The organism is Gillisia sp. Hel_I_86 (genome assembly GCF_007827275.1).
Lineage (GTDB): Bacteria > Bacteroidota > Bacteroidia > Flavobacteriales > Flavobacteriaceae > Gillisia.
In genome coordinates, this window is sequence record NZ_VISE01000001.1 from 1,734,107 (window position 1) to 1,759,088 (window position 24,982).

Below are 24,982 nucleotides of genomic sequence, written 5' to 3' on the forward strand. Positions count from 1 at the left end.
TCTTTTTATTTAGAAAGATGGTTGGTTAGTTAGACTCCTCTTTCTTGTCTTCTTTTTTTATCCAGTTGCCAGCGGCATCCAAATAAACTTTTTTCTTTTGCCCTTTAAGATCTAATTTAACTTTATAGATCGCTTCTTCACCATCTTGCTTTACAAAAACCATTGTGGGGATAGCTTCTGGAAATTCAGCTAAAATTGCTGCGTTTATCGCTTCAGGTAAATCCGAAACCTCTATTTGCTCAAATTCATTTACTTCAACAATCAATTCTTTTTCTACCTCAACCTCTGTTTGCACTTCACCTTCTCCCTGCGCTTGCGCAGCAGTGAAAAACAATCCGATTACTGCCAATGTTAATCCTAACCTTTTCATATTAATCAACAATTTAAAGTTAATATCAAGCTTTAGTGATAAACCTTAACGAATAATTATACCATTTATGTAAGATTTAACGCAACAACCTCTAAATCTTAACATTAAGCATCTTTTTATTTTGTGGAGATTTATAAAAAGTGTGGATTTTTATTTCAGTTTTGGGGATGTTTTCCCCAGTTTTATGAGAAAAGGATCAAAGTTTTGGCTTACGGCGGTTGGTTTTTTTCTCTGAATGTATCTTCTTTTTGCGAAGCCGTTTAAATTTTGAAGCTTTGGTTGGCTTCGTTTTTTTTCTCTTTTTGGGTTTTTTAAGTCCTGTTAAAATGATCTCTTTAAATCTTTCAAAAACCAGTTCCTTGTTTTTATGCTGACTTCTCGTTTCACTACATTCCAAGATCAATTCATTATGGAGGGTCAATCTACTCTTCAAATTTATATTCAACAATTGTTTTTCTTCTTCTGAAAGGCCAGAAGATTGCTCAACATTAAAAGTGAGGATCACTTTAGAGGATGTTTTATTTACATGCTGCCCACCTGCGCCAGAACTTCTTACTGCTTTGTAAGTTATTTCAGTTGCTATAATTTCTAAATTAGGCATAAGTTATTTAGCCTGATGACTTGGTTTTAGAAGATCGGCAACTGTTTTAACCGGATTAAATGTAGAAACCGGAACCTCTACAAAAACAGTGTTCCATTTGGCCATTGCACCGTTCCATAAACCGGGAAGCTCCAATGCTTTTAAGGCTTTTCCGTCTTTGGTTTTTGAGGAAATAAAGCTCATCTCCGGAGCTACAAATTCATTGAGATCGAATTTCCCTCCCTTATAATCTTTTAATCCACATACCAAATCTACTGGGTTAAAATGAGTAGCATTTTGTGCTATCTCATTTTGTTGTGGGTTCTTAGTATCAATTTGCGCTCCTTCAATTATTTGAAGGGAAGACTCCCCATTTTCAAACTCTACAAGAAATGGCCCGCCACCAGGTTCTCCCTCATTTTTTACCATTCCGCAAACACGTAAGGGCCTATTCAATTGTTGTTTTAATTTATGGATTTGTTCCGCTTGTGGAAGCAATTCAAAATTGCCCGAAAAGTTAAGCGATAATTTATTTTTTAAGAATTTAGTGATTTGTTGAAGGCTGATCTCAGAAAAATTCGCAGTATCTAAAATTTCCAAATAGTAAAAACATTCTTGCTGTACCTTTAATAAATTCCCGGCGAGCATTTTTTTATGAAATGCCACTTCATCTCTATTAGATGCCGTTACTAGGTTATCTATGTTCTTAATAAAAACAAGATCGGCATTTAACTTATTGAGGTTTTCAATAAGCGCCCCATGCCCTCCCGGCCTAAAAAACAGTTCCCCATCCACAGTCCTAAACACTTCATTAGAATTGTCCACGGCAATAGTATCTGTTTTTGGATCTTGGAAAGAAAAACCAATTTGAAAGCTTGTTCCTGTTTGCTCCTCTACGCGAGTTCTTATAGCCTCATATTCCTTTTTAAATTTATCCAAATGTTCCTTGGAAACCGTAAAATGAAGGTTGGCTTTATTGTTTTTTTCAGCATAAGTTCCAGCCTCGTAGAGATGTTCCTCAAAAGCCGTAGCTGTGGCTTCTTTATAATTATGGAAAGGTACCAGTCCTTTAGGAAAATTCCCGAGTTCTAATCCAGGGTTAAAAAGCATTGCCTTAACCAAAACATATTTTTGAAGAGCTTCCGAACTGTTTTCAAAATTTGGATGATTTTTTTTTGCTGAAGAAAGCGCTGCTTCATAGAAAGGCAATTTCTCCAAATGTTTAAAAAATTCCTTTAATTTTCTATGTTCATTTCTTCCGAAGTATTCCTTTAAGGCATCTGTCTCGGGATTGAAATTTTCAACAAAAACATATAACTCTTTGAACATCCTAGTGGCTGCACCGGATGCCGGAATAAAATTGATGATCTTGAGATTGTGTTTTAGATCCTCATAAATGCCAATAAACTTTTCAGCTTGTTTGCTATCTACCTTCGTAATTCCATTTCCCAAGGTAGCAGCAGCCAATATGTTAACAGCTTTATTACCTCGCTCAAAAATGGCGATTTGACCTTCTATTTCCTTTACACTAAGCCCCTTTTCTTGAATCTGGGCTATATCTTTCTGACTAAACTTCAACTTTTTGACTTTAATAGTTCATTAATTGCTGAAACCGCAGTTTCAAACCGTTCGTTCTCATTACCTTTTAATTCAATAAAAGGTTTTTCATAAAACTGCAGGGCGTTTTTGAATTTATTAAACATTCGTTCCCTATCGTAGGGTTTGTCCCGAAGATCGTCTGGAACCCAAGGAACATCAATATTAGTTAAAAAGTAGAGGTCGTACCAATTGTTTAACGCATGTTTAAGAATAGCAGGCTCGCAAAACCCGTTATAATAAGCCTTGGAATAGACGGTTAGTTCCAGTAAATCTGTATCACAAAAAAGCACTTTATTGGCTGTTTTCGCTTTTTGGTTCTCTTGTTCTATTTGTCCTTCAGCAATTTTTATAAGATCCTCTGGTTCGCACAATTCTTTTTTGGCATCCCATTTTTCCTGAAGATACTCCCTCATATATTCTGCAACCCATTCCGTATTAAAATGCGCAGCAAGTTTTTTTGCCATTGTGGTTTTTCCAGTAGATTCCGGCCCAAACAAGACTACTTTAAAACAGGCCGAAGGTTTTTGTTTAAGCTTTTCTTCCATGCGAAATAACCAAAAATGGCTATGATTGTGAATAGTAAATACTGAAAGCTTGTTAGGGTCAAGCCCTTATAAAAATACAGTGGCACCGAAATGATGTCACCAATGATCCAAAAGATCCAATTTTCAATTTTCTTTCTTGCCATTAGCCACATTCCAACAAAAAATACAGCGGTGGTGATGGTATCTATATACGCTGTCCAATTGTTCCATTTTTCAAAATACTCATAAACCCCAAAAACAAACAATAAGGTGGCAACAAATATTAAAATGGACCAAATATGTTCTTTTTTGGTCATTTTTGTAACCGGGGTAAAATGGGTTGCATCTACTTTTCTGGTCCATATATACCAGCCATAAATACTCATGGAAAAATAATAGGCATTTATCATCATATCGCCCAACAATTCCCATTGCCATAATAGATATACAAAAATCAGGGTGCTTATAATCCCCGTTGGGTATACCAAAATGTTTTCCTGTTTAGAATACCAAACAGACAGGAATCCAAAAATTACCGCAATAATTTCCAAATATATAAATAAGGTAGGGTACTCGTAGTATTGCCCGAAGAAGAAATCAAAAATCGGCTGCATATTCGCTTCTGTCAGATTTTACAATTTTAATATAGAGCAGTCCGCGTTCTAAAGATTCCAACGCGGTCTTCATTTCTTTGTTCAAAACTCCCATTACTTCCTCATAGTCCCCATACACCTGAGTGCTTAAAGGATTTTCCAAAACGGTTAAACCCGAAGCTCTTAATTTCTTTATAAAATTGATAATTGAAGGTTCATAATTGTCTTGCAAAGGTGTTAAGGTAAGTTCTACTGAAATTTTCATAGGTTTGATTTTATACCAATCAAATTTAGAGATATTTTAATTGATTGTCTGTTAAGTATCATATAATGACAAAGGACGTCATTCTGTCCCGACCGTTCGGGAGTATCAGAATCTAATAACAAAGAAAATCATTACAATTAATGAGACCCTGAAGCAAATTACCATTGACGGATTTTTATTTATTTGTGAATCCAAGACCCTGAAACCAGTCCAGGGTGACGATGCGGAATTGTCGTCATGCTGAACTTGTTTCAGCATCCCATCAGCTTATATAAAAACACGTCTATTTCCTACGCTGGATATTTTTTTATCACGGGTCTCAGGGTGACGATGTGGAATTACCGTCATGCTCAACTCGTTTCAGCATCTTATAACAAGGTAAATCATTGTAATAAATAAAGACCCTGAAATAAATTCAGGGTGACGAGCTAACTAATCGGCTATACGTTATCTTAAAGATCATCAGGAGCTTTTGTAAGCTTATAATAGCACTGCGTTGTATTAAAGTCCTTCCCGTAGGGGGAGGATTTAGGAGGGGATGAGAAGATAAATTATATAAATCATCCCATCCCCAGCCCTTCCCCATGGAAGGGAGCAAATATTTTCTTACAACAATGGTTCTCTAAACTAGAACGTTTGTTTGAAAAAATAAAAACCGAAAGTTGAGTGAACTAAACTTTAACTGTTTCAATTTGAAGATACAAATTGCTCATCAGTGAAAAGCCCCTTTTTCGAATGCGGTTCCAATTACAGCCATATCTGCCCCGGCTTTGTAAATAGTGTTAAGTTGGGTCGAGTTCTTAATTCCTCCACCAACGATTAAGGGAATTGAAAGCACTTTTTTGACTTCCTTGATAATTGCTACCGAAACATGATTAGTTGCGCCACTTCCCGCTTCCAAATAAATTAATTGTTTCCCAGAATACTGCCCTGCTAGTGCTGTATTTACAATTGCTTCCACATTATTTTGAGGCATCGGCTTAGTGTTGCTAATTCGCTGTACTGCACTTTCATTACCCCCATCTATTAGAATATAGCCTGTTGGGATAATTTCCAGATTGGAATTCTTAAGTCTCGTCACAGATTTTACTTGTTGTTCTATTAAATACTCCGGATTTCTGCCAGATAGCAAGCTTAAAAAAAGTATGCCATCGGCTTTTGAAGTTATTTGGGTATAGTCACCAGGGAAAATTATAATAGGTAAATCAGAAAAACATTTTATTGCAGCTACTGTTCTATCTGTCATGTTAGCTTCAACAGTACTTCCTCCCACAAATATGTGAGTAACTTCATCCGGAAGAGCATATAAAAAATTTTCAGCTTGAGATTCATCAAATTTATCGGGATCTATAAGAACCGTAAGTTGCTTTTGACCGAGGTCTTTTAAGAGCGATAGGTTCTCATAAATAGTTGCTGTGTGCATAGCTTATTTTTTAACTGCAACTTTAACTGGCTTTGCATACACACATGTAAAGCCTTCAAATTCCAAAAACTCTAAATTATAATCAGATTTTTCACCTTTAAAATAAACTTTCCCGGTAGTTCTTTTATCATCAAAATCGAAATCAGCGATATTAATATGCTGCAAAAATCCTAAACCTGGCTGTGCATATAATTTATAAATAGATTCCTTGGCACCCCAAACAATGGTTAATTTTCTTATAAGAGCATCTTCATTGGCAACGGTATGATATTCTTTTAATGGCGTAAATTTTTCTGCGATTTTTAAGATTTTATCCCGCTGTTTTTCTATATCTATCCCAACCTCATCTTCAGAAATTATTATTGCCGTGAAATTAAAGGAATGAGTAATAGAAATGCATTTCCCGTCTTTAAGATGTGGTTTTCCATTTTCATCGTAGTAAAGATCATGATCTGTGTACCCTATTTCGGCGAATAAATGTCTAATACTCATGAACCCACGTTTATGAAGTATGGATTTCATTCCGTTCACGCGTTCCTGGCAATGAGGGGTCAATTGAATATCATCAACAAGCCAATCCAGGGTTTCTTCGATCTTCCAAATGAGCACTTTAGTGCCTTCATCAACTGTTATTGTTTTGTAAAGTGGCATGAAATTCTGTTAGATATTACGTACTTTTGCGACTGAAAAATTGCTAAAAATCAAATATAATAATATGTCGACTAAAACAGTGCCTTATACGGCCTATAAAGTTAAAGATATTTCCCTTGCAGATTGGGGAAGAAAAGAAATAGAATTGGCTGAAGCTGAAATGCCAGGTTTAATGTCCCTACGTGAAGAATTTGGGGCAGAACAACCTTTAAAAGGAGCACGTATTGCGGGTTGTTTGCATATGACCATCCAAACCGCAGTTTTAATTGAAACGCTTACCGCTTTAGGTGCTGAAGTTACCTGGAGTTCTTGCAATATATTTTCTACTCAAGATCAGGCTGCTGCAGCAATTGCAGCTACAGGTGTTCCTGTATATGCTTGGAAAGGGATGAATGAAGAAGAATTTAACTGGTGTATCGAGCAAACCTTGTTTTTTGGGGAAGACCGTAAGCCACTTAACATGATTCTAGATGATGGCGGGGATCTTACCAACATGGTTTTGGATAAATATCCAGAATTAGCTGAAGGTGTAAGAGGAATTTCCGAAGAAACTACAACTGGAGTACATAGATTGTATGAGCGGGTTAAAAACGGAACCCTTCCAATGCCGGCTATTAATATTAACGATTCGGTTACAAAATCTAAATTCGATAATAAATACGGGTGTAGGGAAAGTGCTGTAGATGCTATTAGAAGAGCTACAGATATCATGCTTGCCGGGAAAAGAGTAGTTGTTTGTGGATATGGAGATGTTGGAAAAGGAACTGCTGCCTCCTTTAAAGGAGCTGGATCTATTGTAACTATTACGGAAATCGATCCTATTTGTGCTTTACAAGCTGCAATGGACGGCTTTGAGGTTAAAAAATTGGAAACCGTACTTCCAAAAGCTGATATCGTAATCACCACCACCGGAAATAAGGATATTGTTAGAGGAGAACACTTTGAAGCGATGAAGGATAAAACCATCGTTTGTAACATTGGCCACTTTGATAATGAAATAGCTGTTGCTTGGTTAAATGAAAACCATGGCAATACAAAAGACACCATCAAGCCACAAGTAGATAAGTATACCATAAACGGGAAAGACATTATCTTACTTGCTGAAGGTAGATTGGTAAATCTTGGTTGTGCCACTGGTCACCCAAGTTTTGTAATGAGCAATTCATTTACCAACCAAACTTTAGCGCAAATCGAGCTTTGGAAAAATGCCGATAACTACAAAAACGAAGTTTATATGCTTCCGAAGCATTTAGATGAAAAAGTAGCTAAGCTTCACTTGGAAAAAATTGGGGTAGAACTAACAGAACTTTCTAAAGATCAAGCCGAATATATTGGAGTAACTGTAGAAGGACCATTTAAACCTGAGTATTACAGATACTAGTGCCATAGGCACATTAATTAAAAAAGCTCCTTCATATTAATTTATGAGGGAGCTTTTTTAATTGGTTTATATATTAGTGAATAAAATAAATAGAATTTTTAAGCATCATAATAACGTAATTTTTTCGTATTTAAGATCCCGGAGAAAATCTATTAGACCTAACAGGTTTTCAAAACCTGTTAGGTCTTTTTTATTTATGAGGGAGTTTTTTTATTGGTTTTCAGTATTTTATTTTGGATCAAATTAGCACTTAGAGTTAATAACATGGTCATCCTGAATTCATTTTAGGATCTCCACTCCTTGAAAATAAAAATTACTTAGAAGTATTTAAAATTGACATTAATCAAATATTTATTGACAATTTCCAGATTGCGTTAGGTTTTTTATAAATTTTTCTGTATATCCGTAAACATTCCTAATTAGTGGAAATATTCCTATATTTGATTGAATTTAAATTGATTGGATATGAATATATTTTCTTTCGGAGTTCATTTTACTGATGAGGAGAGCTGCCGCCTACATTTCAAGGAGCAACGTGATAAGGAAGGAGTTGTCTGTCATCGCTGTGGGTCAATAGATCATTATTGGCTCAAAAACAAATGGAGTTATCAGTGCAAATCCTGTAAGGCGAGGATGTCCTTGCGAAGTGGAACAATTATGGAAAGCTCCAAATTATCTTTTATGAGCTGGTATAAGACCATCTTTCTTTTGAGCACGACAAAGAAAGGTTTTTCCAGCAAGGAAATACAGCGGCAGCTGGGCCTAAAGCGCTATGAGCCGGTTTGGGCAATGGTGCACAAGTTACGCAAAGCCATGGGGCAGCGAGATGACCGCTATACGTTGGAGGGGATGATCGAGATGGATGAAGGTTATTTCACCATTGAGGCAAGCCAAAACGATCACCAAACCCAAAAGGCCGGTCGTGGCAGCAAGACCAAATCCAACGTTATGGTTCTGGCCGAGAGCACTGTCTTGGAAGATATAAAAACAGGGAAAGTGGAGCGGCATTGCAGGTATTTTAAGGCAAAAGTCCTTGACAACCATGAGGCCGGTCAAACCAGCAATATGCTCAAAAGCGCAATTGCTGATGAACACATTATCATCTTTTCCGACCAGAGCACATCCTACGTTGATATCGCAGATTACGTAGAGCTACATATTACTGAAAAATCAAGTGCAAAGACCACCAAAGAAACCCTAAAATGGGTACATATAGCTATAAGCAATGCCAAAAGGAATTTTGTGGGAACCTATCATAAGATCAAGAAAAAATATCTGCAATTATACCTCAATGAGTTTGTATACAAGCTTAATCGGAGGTATTTTGGAGATAAGTTATTCGATAGGTTAGTAATAGCAAGCATTACAGCGAGTGGACATTAAACGGATATACAGTAAATCTTTTTTTAATAATAAAAAGCCATAATATTAAAGAAAAAAGAATGGTTATAAAAATTGTGGCAATACTTAATTTGGAATCGAAACTTATCAAGCACAGGTATGTTAATTGAATGGCTAAAGAAATAGATAAGAAATCTTTTCTAATTTTTAATGATAACCGGAATCCTAACTCTTCTATTATTGGATAAATAGTTATCAAATAGAAAACATCTAAAATGCCATTTTTAGATGTTTTTTCACTTTCTAATATCTCATTAATGCTATTAGTAAACTGATTCATTATTAATATTAATAATCCAGAAAGAAGAGAAATGAATAAACAATAAAAAATAAATTTTTTAATTATTCTAAAATTGGAATATGTTTTCTTTTTCTCAATTCTCTCCCTTGGATTACTCAAAAAAATTAAAAATTCCTTCAAACTACTAAGGATTAACCACCCGGTCCAATCCTCTTCTAAATCCATCAACGAATCCCACATAAAAGTCTATACTCTCCTTTACATAAAGGGCTGGTTGCCAAAAGGTATATCCTCCATTAATCTGGTTTATTTCGGCTGATGATAATTCTGCAATATGATAATTTTTCATAATTTCTAGTTTTAATTTATAATGATTAAATTACTCTGGCTGCAAGCTTCCCCGCGTTTACTATAAAACCAAACGCCGTGCCGACAACTGCTCCAATAACATAACCGAATCCCTCAGAGATTGAATCGACGCCGCCTTCTACACTAATAAGGCATTTTTTTTCTAATTCTTGTACTCCAAAAAGCTCTAAATTTTTCATAAATTTAAGATTTTAATTATTTAATATTAGTTTTTAAAAAACATTTTCTATGCGCATATTAATGTTTTGTTATTGCTAATATACTTCTGCTCACTGTAAAAAGTTTGCAGGGAAGTGTTTTCCTGTAAAAAATAACTTCCTGCAAAAATTTCTGTAAGTTCATTATTAGTCATTACGGTTACCGATATGTTTACTTCTAATTGGAAATCTTCGCAGTAATAATAGGTCTTGCTTTTTCGGCTATAACAAATTGCTGCCTCAAAATCTTTTAATTGTTCAATTAAATTATAGACCAAACGTTCGCTAATATTCATTTTATTGGCAAGCTCGCTAGGAGAGCCTGTGGTTTCGGTATTTATTAAATTATGCAATTGTTGTAATCTTTCTAAATTTTTTAATGTGCTCATTGTTAATAAATTTTATTGGGGTGCATTATATTATACTCTACTTGGATTAAGCCAATCATCTACATTATCATATAGGAGATCAAAAAGTGAGCGTTCTGTTAATAGAAAACGGGCATTGAGGGTCATTCCTTTTTTAATTTGGCCTTTAACACCATTCTTCAATTTTAAATGATCTTGGTTAATTAAACATCTAACTTTAAATACAGGGGTGTTTTCTAAAAGTTCTACATCTTTACTTATCTCCAGAATTTCTCCATCCGCAAATCCCCATTGATTGTAATTGTAAGCATCTATTTGAAAAACAACTTTTTGGTTAGCCTTAAGTAAGCCAATATCTGCTGGGCTCACGTAGCATTCTGCAATCAAATCTGTATTTGGTGAAATCTCAGCGATTAGTGTACCGGGAGATACAAAGCTGCCTTCTCCAAATTGAGCTGTATTAATAAGAGTACCAGAAATTGGTGCTGTTATAAAAAATTGAGATTTATTATCTATTAATTGGGTTTTATTGCTTGATAGTTCTTCTAATTCATCTTGGTATTTTATAAGTTCGGTTTGCCATCTATTATTCTGTTGCTTCTTAAAAGAATGGATATCGCTTTGAGATAAATCATATTCAGATTTCACAGGTTCAAATTCAGCCGCTGCAATAACTCCTTTTTTCAAATAATTTTTGGCTTCGATCGAAATTTTGTTTCTTTTGACTATAACGTGTTCCTAACTCTCTTAGTTTTTGCTCATATTCTAAATAGCTAGCTTTATATTTAGCAGATGCTATTGAATTAAAGTTCGGGGTCTGACTATTTACTAGATAATAAAGATCCTTAAGAAAATATTGGATCTCCTCTGATTGAGAATTTGAAAATTTTAATTGTTCGTCTATTATTTTATTTTCTATGATAAATACAGTATCGCCAACATTAACTTCTTTATTATCTTTAATTGCTGAGAATTTAACTCTACCGGAATTAATCAAGGATATTGGGACTCTATCTTTATTTGGTTTTACAAGTCCAGTGGAGGATGTGTAAACATCTACTTTAATGAATGGAAGCGAAATTAAGGCGCCTAAAATTACCACAAGTAATATACTATAAATGATTTTGCTATTAGTTGTGTGCTTAAATTTGAAAACTTCGGCTGAGTTTTCAATAATTTCTTTTGGAAAAATATTCATTTAATAAGATTCTTTTTTTATTGTAAAATCTCAGACAATCTAGAGTGCCTTTAAAATTTACTAGGGCTAAAAAATATTTTGAATTTTAATTCAAAATTTAGAATCAATATTTTAAAACTTAATAGTAGGGAAGAAGAATTATAATATTGTAGTTAAAATTAAAACTGTATATCCGTTTAATGTCCACTCGCTGTAATGCTTGCTATTACTAACCTATCGAATAACTTATCTCCAAAATACCTCCGATTAAGCTTGTATACAAACTCATTGAGGTATAATTGCAGATATTTTTTCTTGATCTTATGATAGGTTCCCACAAAATTCCTTTTGGCATTGCTTATAGCTATATGTACCCATTTTAGGGTTTCTTTGGTGGTCTTTGCACTTGATTTTTCAGTAATATGTAGCTCTACGTAATCTGCGATATCAACGTAGGATGTGCTCTGGTCGGAAAAGATGATAATGTGTTCATCAGCAATTGCGCTTTTGAGCATATTGCTGGTTTGACCGGCCTCATGGTTGTCAAGGACTTTTGCCTTAAAATACCTGCAATGCCGCTCCACTTTCCCTGTTTTTATATCTTCCAAGACAGTGCTCTCGGCCAGAACCATAACGTTGGATTTGGTCTTGCTGCCACGACCGGCCTTTTGGGTTTGGTGATCGTTTTGGCTTGCCTCAATGGTGAAATAACCTTCATCCATCTCGATCATCCCCTCCAACGTATAGCGGTCATCTCGCTGCCCCATGGCTTTGCGTAACTTGTGCACCATTGCCCAAACCGGCTCATAGCGCTTTAGGCCCAGCTGCCGCTGTATTTCCTTGCTGGAAAAACCTTTCTTTGTCGTGCTCAAAAGAAAGATGGTCTTATACCAGCTCATAAAAGATAATTTGGAGCTTTCCATAATTGTTCCACTTCGCAAGGACATCCTCGCCTTACAGGATTTGCACTGATAACTCCATTTGTTTTTGAGCCAATAATGATCTATTGACCCACAGCGATGACAGACAACTCCTTCCTTATCACGTTGCTCCTTGAAATGTAGGCGGCAGCTCTCCTCATCAGTAAAATGAACTCCGAAAGAAAATATATTCATATCCAATCAATTTAAATTCAATCAAATATAGGAATATTTCCACTAATTAGGAATGTTTACGGATATACAGAAGATTTATAAATTTTTTAAAAAAGAATTATCGTAGCTATTTTTATTTCAATATTTTATTTTTTACAACATTACATATATTTAATTATAGTTTCAATAGTTATTTAAACTATCTTTTCATCCCTATATTGACCCTACCCCCATTACTAATAGGTAGTTATATTAGTTTTATTAGAATAAAATTTGGGTTTTTTCTAGGTCTAATCCTCCATGTTTTCTATAATTTTCTAGTAAGCATACCAGAAATATTCAATTACTATTATAACTAGAAAACCCTAGCTGCCAAATATCTCTTAGCTAAAATCTCTAGTCAGGAAATTTAAAAATAAATAGATTAAATTTGTCATTCGATTCTAAAATTAGAATCTCAATCGCTTTAGTAGGGGAAATAAAAAAGCCATTAGAATTTCTAATGGCTTTTTTATTTTATTAAGAACTAATTAAATCACTAAGCTCCTAATTTTTTAAAATATCATCTAAAGGATTTGGCACTATACAACCTTCATTACCAGGTTCGCTCATAACTCCAGGAGTTGTTGCTCCTCCATTAATTGTTATTAGCTCTTTTAAGGAAATTTCTTTTAAATTTTTCATAATAAATATTTTTTGAATTAATAATATAGCTTAGCTACAATAAACTCCCTGCATTTCTTCTGCAGTTTATTTAACTAAGCAATAATAAATATATCATTTTGTTCCCTGCAATATATTTGCAGAGAGGTTTTGTATCTATGCGCTATAATTATATTATATGTCCAAAATAAAAATAAAACAGCACGATATTACGGATTGTGGCGCCGCATGCTTAGCCTCTATATCTGCCCACTATAAATTACAATTACCAATAGCCCGTATCCGACAATATGCCAGTACCGATAAAAAAGGGACGAATGTATTAGGATTATTAGAAGCTGCAAAAAAATTAGGCTTTGAAGCCAAAGGGGTGCGTGGGGATTTTGAAAGTCTATATAAGATTCCAAAACCAGCCATAGCGCATATAATTGTACTAGAAAAATTACAACATTATGTGGTTATTTATGAGGTTACAAAGCAACATATAAAAGTTATGGATCCCGGGGATGGTAAAATGCACAAAAAATCCCATGAAGAATTCAAAAAAGAGTGGACCGGAGTTTTAGTTCTACTGTTACCAGAAGAAGAATTTACTACGGGAAATGAAAAGGTATCGGTCTACAAAAGATTTTGGTTTTTACTAAAACCCCATAAATTTGTTTTAGTACAAGCTTTCGTAGGTTCTATAATATATACCTTATTAGGATTTTCCACGTCTATTTATATCCAAAAAATAACAGATTATGTGCTTATAGGAGGAAATACTAATTTGTTAAATCTTTTGAGTATCATCATGCTCATTTTACTAGTACTTCAAATATTGATCAGCATTTTTAAGGATATATTTCTGTATATCCGTTTAATGTCCACTCGCTGTAATGCTTGCTATTACTAACCTATCGAATAACTTATCTCCAAAATACCTCCGATTAAGCTTGTATACAAACTCATTGAGGTATAATTGCAGATATTTTTTCTTGATCTTATGATAGGTTCCCACAAAATTCCTTTTGGCATTGCTTATAGCTATATGTACCCATTTTAGGGTTTCTTTGGTGGTCTTTGCACTTGATTTTTCAGTAATATGTAGCTCTACGTAATCTGCGATATCAACGTAGGATGTGCTCTGGTCGGAAAAGATGATAATGTGTTCATCAGCAATTGCGCTTTTGAGCATATTGCTGGTTTGACCGGCCTCATGGTTGTCAAGGACTTTTGCCTTAAAATACCTGCAATGCCGCTCCACTTTCCCTGTTTTTATATCTTCCAAGACAGTGCTCTCGGCCAGAACCATAACGTTGGATTTGGTCTTGCTGCCACGACCGGCCTTTTGGGTTTGGTGATCGTTTTGGCTTGCCTCAATGGTGAAATAACCTTCATCCATCTCGATCATCCCCTCCAACGTATAGCGGTCATCTCGCTGCCCCATGGCTTTGCGTAACTTGTGCACCATTGCCCAAACCGGCTCATAGCGCTTTAGGCCCAGCTGCCGCTGTATTTCCTTGCTGGAAAAACCTTTCTTTGTCGTGCTCAAAAGAAAGATGGTCTTATACCAGCTCATAAAAGATAATTTGGAGCTTTCCATAATTGTTCCACTTCGCAAGGACATCCTCGCCTTACAGGATTTGCACTGATAACTCCATTTGTTTTTGAGCCAATAATGATCTATTGACCCACAGCGATGACAGACAACTCCTTCCTTATCACGTTGCTCCTTGAAATGTAGGCGGCAGCTCTCCTCATCAGTAAAATGAACTCCGAAAGAAAATATATTCATATCCAATCAATTTAAATTCAATCAAATATAGGAATATTTCCACTAATTAGGAATGTTTACGGATATACAGATATATTTTTAATAAAAACAGGACAACAAATAGATGTGAGACTAATTTTGGGGTATTATAAACACCTTCTCAAGCTACCTCAGCAGTTTTTTGATACTATGAGGGTTGGAGAAATTATTTCAAGAATTAATGACGCTGTGAAGATTCGAAATTTCATTAATGGGGTCGCATTAAGTTTAACGGTAAACATACTGATAGTTGTTTTTTCCTTTGCGCTTATGTTTTCATTTTATTGGAAGCTTGCACTTATTATGCTTTTAATAATCCCCTTCTATTCAGTAATTTATTACATCACCAATAAACTCAATAAAAAAACAGAGCGGAGTATCATGGAGCGTTCTGCGGATTTAGAAAGTCAATTTGTAGAATCTCTAAATAGTGTTGGAACTATAAAAAGCTTCGGACTTGAAGGTTTTGCAAATATTCAAACCGAAACCAGATTTATAAGTTTGTTGCATGTGGGTTATAAATCGGCTTTAAATAGTGTTTTTTCAGGAACTTCCTCTCAAACAATTTCCCGCCTATTTACAATTATCCTTTTATGGAGTGGTTCTTATTTTGTTATAGCCAGGGAAATTACTCCAGGAGAATTATTATCCTTTTATGCCATTCTAGGATATTTAACTGGGCCAATAGCACAACTAATTGGAGCAAATAAACAAATACAAAATGCGCTTATTGCAGCAGATCGTCTTTTCGAAATAATGGATCTAGACAGAGAAGAATCTGAAAATAAAATGAAGTTAAAAAAGGAAAACATTGGAGATATCCAATTCAAAAATGTCGATTTTAGATATGGAAGTCGTGTAGAGGTATTTAAAGATTTCAATTTAAAAATACCCAAAGGTAAAATAACAGCTATTGTTGGGGAGAGTGGTTCTGGAAAATCAACTTTAATTTCCTTGCTTCAAAATATATATCCTATTCAAAAAGGGAATATTTTAATAGGGGATTCAGATTTAAAGTATATTGAAAATAGTAGTTTGAGGGATTTGGTTGCAGTAGTTCCCCAAAAAATCGACCTCTTCGCTGGAAACGTTATTGAGAACATCGCCGTAGGAGAATTTGACCCAGATATGGAGCGAGTAATAGGCATATGTAAAAAAATAGGCATATTGGGCTTTGTAGAGAAACTTCCTGGAGGCTTTACAACATACCTAGGAGAAAATGGAGCCACGCTATCTGGAGGACAAAAACAGCGCATAGCAATTGCGAGAGCGCTTTATAAACAACCCGAAGTTTTAGTTTTGGATGAAGCTACATCTTCCTTGGATAGCAACTCTGAAAATTATATACAAAAGGCTGTACAAAGTCTTAGAGATGATGATAAAACGATTGTTATAATTGCACATAGACTGAGCACTGTAATTAATGCCGATAAAATAGTGGTAATGGAGGAAGGAAAGTTGATCGAAGAAGGAAGTCACTCAGAATTATTTAAAAAAGAAGAAAAATATTACCAACTATGGCAGCAACAATTGCCGGTGCTGGAGAATTTTTTGAATTAAGGTATATAATATCCTAATCAAAGCCAACTGAAAGGTTTGTGCAGTGGGCATAAGTATATTAGCAATAACAAAACACTACTATGCGTATAGAAAATGTTTGTAAAGTTATTTTTTTAAAATTTAAAATATATGGTTATGAAAAATTTAGAAGGTTTACAATTAGTGGAATTAGATATTCGTAGTAAGATTGAAACAGACGGTGGGGATGTGGTTGAAACACCCCCTTTGAAAAGGTGGTGGGATGATGATGTAGAAGTTATTATAGATAGGTTTTGGGATGATATCGTAAAATAAAAGTTATAACGAATAAAAACAGAAAAATGGAAAATTTCAACTACGCTTAAGTTCGGAAATTATCATTAGCCGGCAAAAAAAACCATTGAAGGTGGCGGGTATAATGATACACACTATATTAAAAGAACTTTACGTTTATTCCATAATCCGAGACGTAAGTGATATGCCAGCAGCTATCAAGGCTTTTAAACTGCATTTTATTCAATCGGAAGTAAACTCCACTTTAACAGATCATGATCTAAAAGTGTTGAATAATCTGTATAAGAAGTATTTATAAAGAGACCAATAAAAAAGTAATCTCAATAGTAATGAACTGTCATTCTGAATTTATTTCAGAATCTTTACGAATTAATTTACTATACTATTTTGAAGCTGAAACAAGTTCAGCTTGACTGTTAGAAATACTATGGGATAATCTCTTTTATCTTGTTAAGTCTAAAAATTATCCTTTAACCAAAGTAGAATCATTTTTGGTCATGAAAATATCCTTTTTGGATAGATATAATAGCCCATTTCCTTCCTGATCAGTTATTCTTTTAGTTCTTAAGTATCTATTATAATTATATTCATCAAAATCTGCGGCAGTAGTATCCATAGTACTTATATGAACATTTCCCATAGAATGAATGAATTTTTGATCTCCAATCCACATACCTACATGGATTACTCTTTCTGAAGTAGAGTCTGTAGCTTTTCTTCCGAAGAATAAAAGGTCTCCGGCAACAAGATCTGTAAAGTTCTTAGTAGAATCTATTAATTTACCAGTATGCACTTGTTGTGAAGCATCTCGTGGAATTATCAACCCATTCAAGAAAAATATTGTTTTGGTAAAACCACTACAATCTACTCCTTTAGGAGAAGTGCCACCCCACAAATAAGGTAATCCCATCATTTTTTTTGCCGTAGCTACCAAATCTTCCCCAGATTGATCTACGGAAGCCACCCAATCAAGATAAGGTGTCGCATCGGCTTTGTCTACAAAAGCTTTTTTGCCGTCTGGATACATTACCTCAAAAAACCCATTTTTATTGCTTAAAACTTCCAAAATGTCTCCAGCCACAAGATCTGAAACAACTTGACTCTTCGTATCTGCATTTTCAAAAGATTTCCCATAAGGGTTTAAATAAATGATCTTATCTGCAGCCTTCCATTTAGAAAACTCAGCATCGGTCAATTCAATTACTCCTCCGTTGTCTACCCAAGAAATATATCCTTCTGGGGTTTGAATTAGACTCCAGCCACCATTATTTTTTAAGATTGTTACTGGGGTTCCCAATGTAGCCTGCGTAACAAGCTCTGCGGAATGTTTTCCTTCTCCCCTTAAATTGGCTACAGATATTTTTATCAGTCCGTTAGTCTTCCCTTCTACATTTGCTGAAGGAAGTAGTTGAATACTATCTGTAAAAGAAATTCCTTCCGAATTTAATTTTTCCTTTAAGGCCTTTACTGCATTTGGTAAATTTGATTCCCCTTTTAAAATATAGGTGTCGTTAGATTGCATGGCTTCCACATCGAATAAGGCGACTCTTTTATCTGGAGCATATTCCTGTTTTACCTCTGCAATATAAGCTTCAGCTTTATTGTCTTTTTTTTCTTCTGCTTTCTCATTACAGGAAGCAATTGCTAAAAGCCCTATTAAGGCTAATAAATTGCTCTTTTTAAATACGTTCATAGTATTGAGTTTTATTCTATTATTTAAATCTATAGTCTCAGAGGAACAACAGAAGTTATGAATCTAAAAATTCATAAAAAATTAGAGGCAAGCCTCATGACATAAAACCCTCAACGAGGGATTAATAATTTTGCTCCGGTTCCATTTCTCTCTGGAAAATGCACTTTTTCATCATATACTTTTACCCCATCGGCAATATCCGTTTTTAATAAAAGTGCGCCGTCCATATCTACATAATCCAACAAAGGTAATAATTGTGCAATTGCCGAAATACCTACTGTAGATTCGGTCATACATCCAACCATCACCTTCATATTCAATTTCTTGGCCTCGGCGATCATTCGTCGTGCCGGAGTTAATCCTGCACACTTGGTCAATTTAATATTGACCCCATGAAAATAATCTTTACATTTTGCAACATCGGTCTCTGCAATACAACTTTCATCTGCTATTAATGGTAAGACCGAATTTTTATACACCTCTGCCATTCCCTCCAGATCTTTTGGGTTTAAAGGTTGTTCTATAAATTCTACATTTAGATCTTTCAACAATTCCGAATTCTTAATGGTTTGCTCTGCCGTCCAAGCGCCGTTGGCATCTACCCTAAAAACAGAATTGGTATGTTTTCTAAGTTCTTTGATAATTGCAACATCATCTTCTGTCCCTAATTTAATTTTATATAAAGGCCATGGAAATTCCTCGATCTTTTCGACCATTTTTTCAACAGAATCTATTCCGATGGTATAATTGGTAAGGGGGATATTTTTAAGATTTAAACCCCATAATTTATAAAGTGGTTGTTTATTTCTTTTTCCATGAAGATCATGCATGGAAATATCCAGTGCACATTGGGCAAATGGATTGTCCTGTAAATGTGGAAAGGTGAGTTCCCAAAGTTCTTCGGGTTTTAAATGAATATTTCCTGCAATGATAGTTTCTACAGATTTGATGGAAGCTATCATTGCCTTTGTAGAAACTCCATAATAAACCGTTGCCGCAGCTTCTCCATACCCGGTAAATTCACCTTCGGATAAAGCAACTATTAAGGTCTCCTGAAAATCCCTGGAACCATGACTTATGGTAAAGGTGTTTTTAAGCTCCAGGTTATATGTGTAGAATTCAATTTTCATAAAATGAATTTCAGTTTAAAATTACAAAAATCCAGGTTCTCTCTTGTATAAAAGCGCCAGACCCAAACAAGTAATTGCGGCATTTACCAACAATATTTCAAATCCGAATTTATAGCCGTAAAACCAAATTTCTGAATTTTGATCTAGTATAAAAGAAAGGATTGGTGAAAGCACACATACAAGGGGTACCCATTTATCCTTTACTTCACGCTTACATAATAAACCAAAAGCAAACAAGCCTAATAACGGTCCATATGTAAAACCTGCCACTTTAAAAACAGCACTTACAACGCTACTATCATTTAAGGAATTAAAAATTATGATCACCACGAACATCAATAATGAAAAACCTATGTGTACCAAAGATCTTGTTTTTTTCTGATTGGTCTTTCGTTTGGATATATCTAAAATATCTACACAAAAGGAAGTGGTAAGCGCAGTTAATGCCGAATCTGCACTGGAAAAAGCTGCTGCCACAATACCAATTAAGAATACAATTCCGGCGAAAGTGCCAAAATAATTTTGAGCTAGCGTTGGATATAGTTCATCTGTACTTTCTGGCAATAATATATTTTGATCTATGGCATATTGATAAAGCAATACCCCTAAAGCTAAAAATAATAAAGTTGAAAAAAAGAAAATTAAAGAGAACCAGAAAATATTTTTTTGGGCATCCTTCTTGCTTTTGCATGTAAGGTTTTTCTGCATCACATTTTGATCCAGCCCGTTCATAGCAATAGTAATAAATATCCCTGCCAAGAAGGTTTTAAAGAAATTACGGTTAGATCTCCAGTCCCAATCAAAAACGGTAGACATTTTATTTTTTGAAACCAAACTAAAAACCTCTCCTATATTGAGATCCATATGATTAATAATCACAATGATACTGATAATTACAGCGGCTAATAGAAAAGTGGTTTGAAGCGTATCTGTCCATACAATGGTTTTAATTCCGCCTCTAAAAGTATACAACCAGATAAGGAGAATAGTGGTTAGGACCGTGACAAAAAATGGAATTCCAAAGGCATCAAAAAAGGCGATTTGTAATACCACTGCTGCCAAAAACAATCTAAAAGAAGCCCCGATCGTTTGTGAGATCAAAAAGAAGGAAGCACCTGCCAAATAAGAGTTCTTGCCAAATCTGTCCCTGAGATATTCATAAATAGAAACCAGTTGAAGTCTATAAAACAAAGGGATAAGTACAAAGGCAATCACGGCATATCCCACCATATTACCCATTACAAACTGCAAATAGGTCCAATTGGAATTCCCCACTTCTCCAGGCACCGAAATAAAGCTTACTCCAGACAAAGAGGCACCCACCATTCCGTAGGCTACTAGAAACCAAGGAGACCTTCTGTTAGCGGTGAAAAATGTGGTATTATCTGCCTTTTGAGAGGTAAAATAACTGATAATAAGTAATAAAACAAAATATCCTGCTATTACGCCAAAAACCAATAATGGGGTCATATTGTAAATATTTTCCTAGCTATTTAGCTTCAATCTTAATTTCGTTGAAAGTGCTTTGGTTTCCAGCTCTATTTACCGCGGTAACACCAATAAAGGTTAACGGATCTTTTTTCTCTTTTTCCTTTGAGTAATGAGAGAATTCGATATAGTTTTTCATTCTGTCAAGAATCTTATAATCCCAATTATTTCCATATTTATAGAAAACCACCCAATTAGCTACCTCCTCTGATTCTGAATGATTCCAAGAAATTTTTACTGTATTCCCTTCAATTTTTAATGAGACGGAAGGAGCTTCCGGCAAGACTTCATCCAACCACGGACTCGCAGGAACCAAGGCTTGCTTTTTATATGGACCATCTATCAAAGCCTTAGCTAGATTTGGGTATTTCAATAACGGACCAATACTCCAATGAACTGTTCCCTTACTTTCTGCAACCATCCCTCGAGTCAACATAATTTGGTTGATGGTTTCATCTATGTTTTCGGCATCGCCCCCATAATCTATATTCAAGCCAGGCCATAAATGCCTTTTTTGAGTGTTCTCGGTGTCCCACCAACCCAATAATACAGGGAAACTTTGTGCAGTTTGATTGATCTTCCAGTACAACTGCGGAGTAAAATAATCTATCCAACCTTTGTTGAGCCACAATTTAGCATCGGCATACAGCTCGTTGTACTGATCCATTCCTGAAATAGATTTTGGGTAGCCCGGTCTCCATATTCCAAAGGGACTAATCCCAAACTTTACTTCTGGTTTTTCAGCTTTAATTTCTTTGTAAATACGCTTCACAAAACCATTTACTTCATCTCTTCGCCAGTCTGGTTTAGTAAGTTTTCCTCCCGTTTTTAAATAGGCTCGATAACTTTCTGAATCTGGGAAATCCTGCCCATTATTATAAGATGCATATGGATAGAAATAATCGTCGAAATGGATTCCGTCTATATCATATCTTTTCACGATATCCATAACCACGGCTGTAGAATGATCTTGGGTTGCCTGTTTAGAAGGATCCATCCACCACATTCCATTTTTCAATTCCACTACAAATTCCGGGTGCTTTTTAACCAAGGATTTTTCACTAATTTGCCCCCCGGTAGTATGATGTGCCCTATAAGGATTCAGCCACACATGTAGTTCCATACCTCTGTTATGCGCCGCTTCTATCCAAAAATCAAGAGGGTCGTAATACGGGCTTGGAGCTTTGCCAACCTCTCCGGATAAAAAGAAAGACCATGGTTCCAAATCACTTTGATACAAAGCATCTGCCTGAGGTCTTGCCTGGAAGATCACAGCATTATAATTATGATCTTTTAAAAAATCCAATAATTTTATTGCTTCATCCTGCTGCTGTTGTGTAGACAAACCAGACTTACTTGGCCAATTGATATTTGCTACAGTGGCAATCCAAGCTGCACGAAATTCGCGCATTAGATAAGGAGCTTTTTCAGCTGGATTTCTAACTGGCGCCCCTCCTTCCAAATCCTCAGTTTTATTTTCAGGATGCGCAGCTCTCGGAATTTCATTTTTGATTTCCGTGGAGGCTTTAGGCTTAGGGTTAACGCCCTTTTTCTTGGCCGCACAACCGCTTATAAGAATTATACAAAACAGCAGTGCTGTTATTATAAAATTGTTCTTGTTCATATATTTTTATTGAAGCTTTTAAAAATAAATTTTTTAAAATACAAACCTAAAGTAGCTATCGGAATTATTTCAGAATCCCATACCAATAAGAATCAATACAGTAAATTGAGACCCTGAAACCAGTTCAGGGTGACGATGTGGAATTGTCGTCATGCTGAACTTGTTTCAGCATCCCATCAGCTTATATAAAAAACACGTCAATTCCCTACGCTAGATAATTTTTTATCATAGGTCTCAGGGTGACAAAACAATTATAGGACAAAAAATGGGTATACCATTTTTTAATAACATATATTATTCTTACAAATTGGTTTTGTGATCTCTAAAGACTGCTCTTACACTTTTGTGCTCTTTCAATAATTTTGCTGCTGTTGCGTGATCTACATACATTTCTGCCATAATCATTCTAATTCCGCGATCTACCAACTTATTATTGGAAAGCTGCATATCTACCATTTTATTGCCTTTTACCCTGCCTAGTTTTATCATAACAGCAGTAGAGATCATGTTTAGAACCAATTTTTGGGAAGTTCCGGATTTCATTCTGGTACTGCTGGTAACAAATTCGGGCCCTACCACTATTTCTATTGGAAATTCCACTGCTTTAGAAAGTGGGGAGTTTGCGTTATTTGTAATACAACCAGTAACCAATCCGTTCTCCCTTGCCCTCTTTACTCCTCCAATAACATAAGGGGTTGTTCCAGATGCTGCGATCCCTATTAAAACATCATTTTTATCGATATTGAATTTTTGAAGGTCTTCCCAGGCCTGATTGTCGTTATCTTCTGCATTTTCTACCGCTTTTCTTAAAGCAACATCTCCCCCTGCTATCAAACCTATTATCACATCGTCTGATACTCCAAAAGTTGGTGGACATTCTGATGCATCCAATACCCCCAATCTTCCGCTAGTTCCTGCACCTATATAGAAAAGCCTTCCATTTTCTTCTGCTATTTTTGAAACAGTGATGTTCACGAACTCCTCTATCTTCGGAATTATTTTCTCGATCGCCTCCGGAACTTTTTTGTCTTCAGCATTTATGTTTTTCAACAATTCTGAAGTGCTCATTTTGTCCAGATCCTCGTAATTAGAACTTTGCTCTGTGGTTTTCTGATTCATGATATTGATTTCTATACCTCTTGGAGTATTAAATTCGCCGAGGCTTGCCCCGAGCATATTATTTTAGACAAATTTAATTTGTTCTTATTTTATAACCCGATGTAGCAAAATATAATATAAACAAATAACATGGAATTACCACCCAGTACGCTTGTTGTGGCGAAGAAAGATCGGCGAAATATCCATAAACCAACGGCATGATCGCGCCTCCGGCAATTGCCATAATTAAGAATGAAGATCCAATTTTGGTAAACCTTCCCAATCCCGCTATCGACATTGGCCAGATTGCCGGCCAAACCAATGCATTACCTAATCCTAATAATGAAATAAATAATACCGAAACAAAACCGTCTGAGAAGATAGCTCCCAACCCGAATATGATTCCTATAATAGCAGAGATCTTCAATGCTTTTTCCTGAGAGAGGTATTTTGGAATAGTTACAATTCCAATTATATAACCCACCAACATAGCAATCAGGGTGTAGGTAGTAAAGAATTTTGCATTGACAAAAGAAATGCCTTGTGCCACTCCATAACTTATCACGGTATCTCCCGCAATTACCTCTACTCCAACGTATAAAAAAAGTGCCAATGCCCCCAATAATAAGTGTGGAAATTGAAAAATGCTTGTTTTTTTACTGTTTGTATGAGCCAATTCTTCATCTTCCTGCTCTGTATCTATTTCGGGCAAAGAGGAAAAATAGATCATAATAGCAAGTATGATAAGAACGCCCATCATAATTAAATAAGGCACGATCACCCTTTCTGAAAGCAGGTCCAATTCTGCTATTTTTTGAGCCGCGGGCATCACTTTAAGATTTTCAACTAAAGCATCCACGTCCTTAAGTGCAATAGCTCCCAAAATAATTGGAGCAATAGCACCGGCAATCTTATTGCAAATTCCCATGATGCTAATTCGTTTTGCCGCACTTTCTATAGGTCCAAGAATGGTGACATATGGATTAGCAGCCGTTTGAAGAATTGCTAATCCTGTTCCCTGAACAAAAAGTCCTATTAAAAACAATTCGTAGGTTCTGGAATAGGCTGCAGGTACAAAAATAAGAGCTCCCACGGCCATTACCAGCAAACCTAAGGACATTCCATTTTTGAAACCCGTGAGTTTTAGGATCCAAGCAGAAGGCAAAGCCATTACCAAATAGGAAATATAGAATGCAAAAGCCACCAAATACGCTTCAAAATTATTCAGCTCACAAGCAATCTTTAAATACGGGATAAGCACCGAGTTCAGCCAGGTTACAAATCCAAAAATGAAAAACAAAGCACCAATAATGATGATTGATCTATTGGTTTGCGAGGCAGGATTTACTTCGGTGGGATTGGGATTAATAGCGTCTTTCATTTATAAATTTGTTGTTGTTTTTTAGATATATCTCCAGAAAAATA

The 24,982-nt window shown here is 35.5% G+C and carries 27 protein-coding genes; 5 read left to right on the forward strand and 22 right to left on the reverse strand.

All coding sequences use genetic code 11. The features are described from left to right. Positions 1–25: 25 nt before the first annotated feature. The 8 genes from JM83_RS07715 to JM83_RS07750 all read right to left on the reverse strand — a co-directional run bounded on the left by JM83_RS07715 (position 26) and on the right by JM83_RS07750 (position 6,005). Positions 26–370: a hypothetical protein gene (locus JM83_RS07715; RefSeq protein ID WP_144960894.1), complete on the reverse strand. Its 345-nt coding sequence runs from the start codon at positions 368–370 to the stop codon at positions 26–28. A 196-nt stretch (positions 371–566) separates the two neighbouring features. Continuing rightward, entirely contained in the window at positions 567–971 is a 405-nt protein-coding gene (arfB, locus tag JM83_RS07720) for an alternative ribosome rescue aminoacyl-tRNA hydrolase ArfB (protein ID WP_144960896.1), read from the reverse strand. A 3-nt stretch (positions 972–974) separates the two neighbouring features. Further along, positions 975–2,528 (reverse strand): DUF4301 family protein, encoded by a 1,554-nt coding sequence (locus JM83_RS07725; protein WP_144960898.1) that lies wholly within the window; start codon positions 2,526–2,528, stop codon positions 975–977. After that, positions 2,525–3,094, reverse strand: coding sequence for an AAA family ATPase (locus tag JM83_RS07730; protein WP_144960900.1), 570 nt, complete (start codon positions 3,092–3,094; stop codon positions 2,525–2,527). The genes JM83_RS07725 and JM83_RS07730 overlap by 4 nt, the downstream gene beginning before the upstream one ends. Beyond that, positions 3,049–3,687 carry a nicotinamide riboside transporter PnuC gene (gene pnuC / locus JM83_RS07735; RefSeq protein WP_144960902.1) on the reverse strand — a complete coding sequence of 213 codons (639 nt, stop codon included), beginning with the start codon at positions 3,685–3,687 and terminating at the stop codon, positions 3,049–3,051. Before pnuC ends, JM83_RS07730 begins: the two co-directional genes overlap by 46 nt. Then, positions 3,671–3,931, reverse strand: coding sequence for a thiamine-binding protein (locus JM83_RS07740; protein WP_144960903.1), 261 nt, complete (start codon positions 3,929–3,931; stop codon positions 3,671–3,673). Before JM83_RS07740 ends, pnuC begins: the two co-directional genes overlap by 17 nt. A gap of 712 nt (positions 3,932–4,643) precedes the next feature. Beyond that, on the reverse strand, positions 4,644–5,354 hold the full coding sequence (locus JM83_RS07745) for a geranylgeranylglyceryl/heptaprenylglyceryl phosphate synthase (protein ID WP_144960905.1): 711 nt from the start codon (positions 5,352–5,354) through the stop codon (positions 4,644–4,646). A gap of 3 nt (positions 5,355–5,357) precedes the next feature. Next, positions 5,358–6,005, reverse strand: a complete 648-nt coding sequence (locus JM83_RS07750; protein ID WP_144960908.1) for a 4'-phosphopantetheinyl transferase family protein — start codon at positions 6,003–6,005, stop codon at positions 5,358–5,360. A 64-nt stretch (positions 6,006–6,069) separates the two neighbouring features. Between JM83_RS07750 and ahcY the strand changes: the two genes are divergently transcribed. Both ahcY and JM83_RS07760 read left to right on the forward strand, forming a co-directional pair. Further along, a complete protein-coding gene (ahcY, locus tag JM83_RS07755; RefSeq protein WP_144960909.1) occupies positions 6,070–7,386 on the forward strand; it encodes an adenosylhomocysteinase in 1,317 nt (438 codons plus the stop codon). 465 nt (positions 7,387–7,851) lie between these two features. Beyond that, positions 7,852–8,769: an IS1595 family transposase gene (locus JM83_RS07760; protein WP_144960911.1), complete on the forward strand. Its 918-nt coding sequence runs from the start codon at positions 7,852–7,854 to the stop codon at positions 8,767–8,769. Positions 8,770–9,212: 443 nt separating this feature from the next. Here the strand turns inward: JM83_RS07760 and JM83_RS19110 are convergent, their stop codons facing one another. The 7 genes from JM83_RS19110 to JM83_RS19120 form a co-directional block, all read right to left on the reverse strand. After that, complete coding sequence (locus JM83_RS19110; protein ID WP_186434963.1) at positions 9,213–9,377, reverse strand: hypothetical protein; 165 nt, start codon at positions 9,375–9,377, stop codon at positions 9,213–9,215. A gap of 25 nt (positions 9,378–9,402) precedes the next feature. Beyond that, positions 9,403–9,576, reverse strand: coding sequence for a hypothetical protein (locus JM83_RS19115; protein ID WP_186434964.1), 174 nt, complete (start codon positions 9,574–9,576; stop codon positions 9,403–9,405). 47 nt (positions 9,577–9,623) lie between these two features. Then, positions 9,624–9,983: an HTH domain-containing protein gene (locus tag JM83_RS07765; RefSeq protein WP_144960913.1), complete on the reverse strand. Its 360-nt coding sequence runs from the start codon at positions 9,981–9,983 to the stop codon at positions 9,624–9,626. A 30-nt stretch (positions 9,984–10,013) separates the two neighbouring features. Beyond that, positions 10,014–10,649, reverse strand: a complete 636-nt coding sequence (locus JM83_RS19425; protein WP_261376392.1) for an HlyD family secretion protein — start codon at positions 10,647–10,649, stop codon at positions 10,014–10,016. After that, complete coding sequence (locus tag JM83_RS19430; protein ID WP_261376393.1) at positions 10,621–11,160, reverse strand: hypothetical protein; 540 nt, start codon at positions 11,158–11,160, stop codon at positions 10,621–10,623. Before JM83_RS19430 ends, JM83_RS19425 begins: the two co-directional genes overlap by 29 nt. A 176-nt stretch (positions 11,161–11,336) precedes the next feature. Further along, on the reverse strand, positions 11,337–12,254 hold the full coding sequence (locus tag JM83_RS07775) for an IS1595 family transposase (RefSeq protein ID WP_144960911.1): 918 nt from the start codon (positions 12,252–12,254) through the stop codon (positions 11,337–11,339). 525 nt (positions 12,255–12,779) lie between these two features. Beyond that, a complete protein-coding gene (locus tag JM83_RS19120) occupies positions 12,780–12,917 on the reverse strand; it encodes a hypothetical protein (protein WP_186434965.1) in 138 nt (45 codons plus the stop codon). Between the two features lie 157 nt (positions 12,918–13,074). Here JM83_RS19120 and JM83_RS07780 point away from each other — a divergent pair, with 157 nt between their 5' ends. Further along, a complete protein-coding gene (locus JM83_RS07780) occupies positions 13,075–13,791 on the forward strand; it encodes a cysteine peptidase family C39 domain-containing protein (RefSeq protein ID WP_261376394.1) in 717 nt (238 codons plus the stop codon). On the opposite strand, the gene JM83_RS07785 is transcribed toward JM83_RS07780, so the two are convergent. Next, positions 13,756–14,673, reverse strand: a complete 918-nt coding sequence (locus JM83_RS07785) for an IS1595 family transposase (protein ID WP_144960911.1) — start codon at positions 14,671–14,673, stop codon at positions 13,756–13,758. The genes JM83_RS07780 and JM83_RS07785 overlap by 36 nt on opposite strands. An 81-nt stretch (positions 14,674–14,754) precedes the next feature. Here JM83_RS07785 and JM83_RS07790 point away from each other — a divergent pair, with 81 nt between their 5' ends. Together JM83_RS07790 and JM83_RS19125 are read left to right on the forward strand one after the other, a co-directional pair. Beyond that, positions 14,755–16,251: a peptidase domain-containing ABC transporter gene (locus JM83_RS07790; RefSeq protein WP_315897859.1), complete on the forward strand. Its 1,497-nt coding sequence runs from the start codon at positions 14,755–14,757 to the stop codon at positions 16,249–16,251. 135 nt (positions 16,252–16,386) lie between these two features. Continuing rightward, positions 16,387–16,545: a hypothetical protein gene (locus JM83_RS19125; RefSeq protein ID WP_186434966.1), complete on the forward strand. Its 159-nt coding sequence runs from the start codon at positions 16,387–16,389 to the stop codon at positions 16,543–16,545. A gap of 442 nt (positions 16,546–16,987) precedes the next feature. Here the strand turns inward: JM83_RS19125 and JM83_RS07800 are convergent, their stop codons facing one another. The 6 genes from JM83_RS07800 to JM83_RS07825 all read right to left on the reverse strand — a co-directional run bounded on the left by JM83_RS07800 (position 16,988) and on the right by JM83_RS07825 (position 24,938). Further along, complete coding sequence (locus JM83_RS07800) at positions 16,988–18,217, reverse strand: C40 family peptidase (RefSeq protein ID WP_144960915.1); 1,230 nt, start codon at positions 18,215–18,217, stop codon at positions 16,988–16,990. Between the two features lie 110 nt (positions 18,218–18,327). Continuing rightward, positions 18,328–19,347: a dipeptide epimerase gene (locus tag JM83_RS07805; protein ID WP_144960917.1), complete on the reverse strand. Its 1,020-nt coding sequence runs from the start codon at positions 19,345–19,347 to the stop codon at positions 18,328–18,330. A 21-nt stretch (positions 19,348–19,368) separates the two neighbouring features. Continuing rightward, positions 19,369–20,817 (reverse strand): sodium:solute symporter, encoded by a 1,449-nt coding sequence (locus tag JM83_RS07810; RefSeq protein ID WP_144960919.1) that lies wholly within the window; start codon positions 20,815–20,817, stop codon positions 19,369–19,371. Between the two features lie 19 nt (positions 20,818–20,836). After that, positions 20,837–22,459 carry a glycoside hydrolase family 10 protein gene (locus JM83_RS07815; RefSeq protein ID WP_144960921.1) on the reverse strand — a complete coding sequence of 541 codons (1,623 nt, stop codon included), beginning with the start codon at positions 22,457–22,459 and terminating at the stop codon, positions 20,837–20,839. A 300-nt stretch (positions 22,460–22,759) separates the two neighbouring features. Continuing rightward, positions 22,760–23,578, reverse strand: coding sequence for an N-acetylmuramic acid 6-phosphate etherase (murQ, locus tag JM83_RS07820; RefSeq protein WP_144960923.1), 819 nt, complete (start codon positions 23,576–23,578; stop codon positions 22,760–22,762). A gap of 73 nt (positions 23,579–23,651) precedes the next feature. Next, on the reverse strand, positions 23,652–24,938 hold the full coding sequence (locus tag JM83_RS07825; RefSeq protein WP_144960925.1) for a sugar MFS transporter: 1,287 nt from the start codon (positions 24,936–24,938) through the stop codon (positions 23,652–23,654). Between the last annotated feature and the right edge of the window lie 44 nt (positions 24,939–24,982).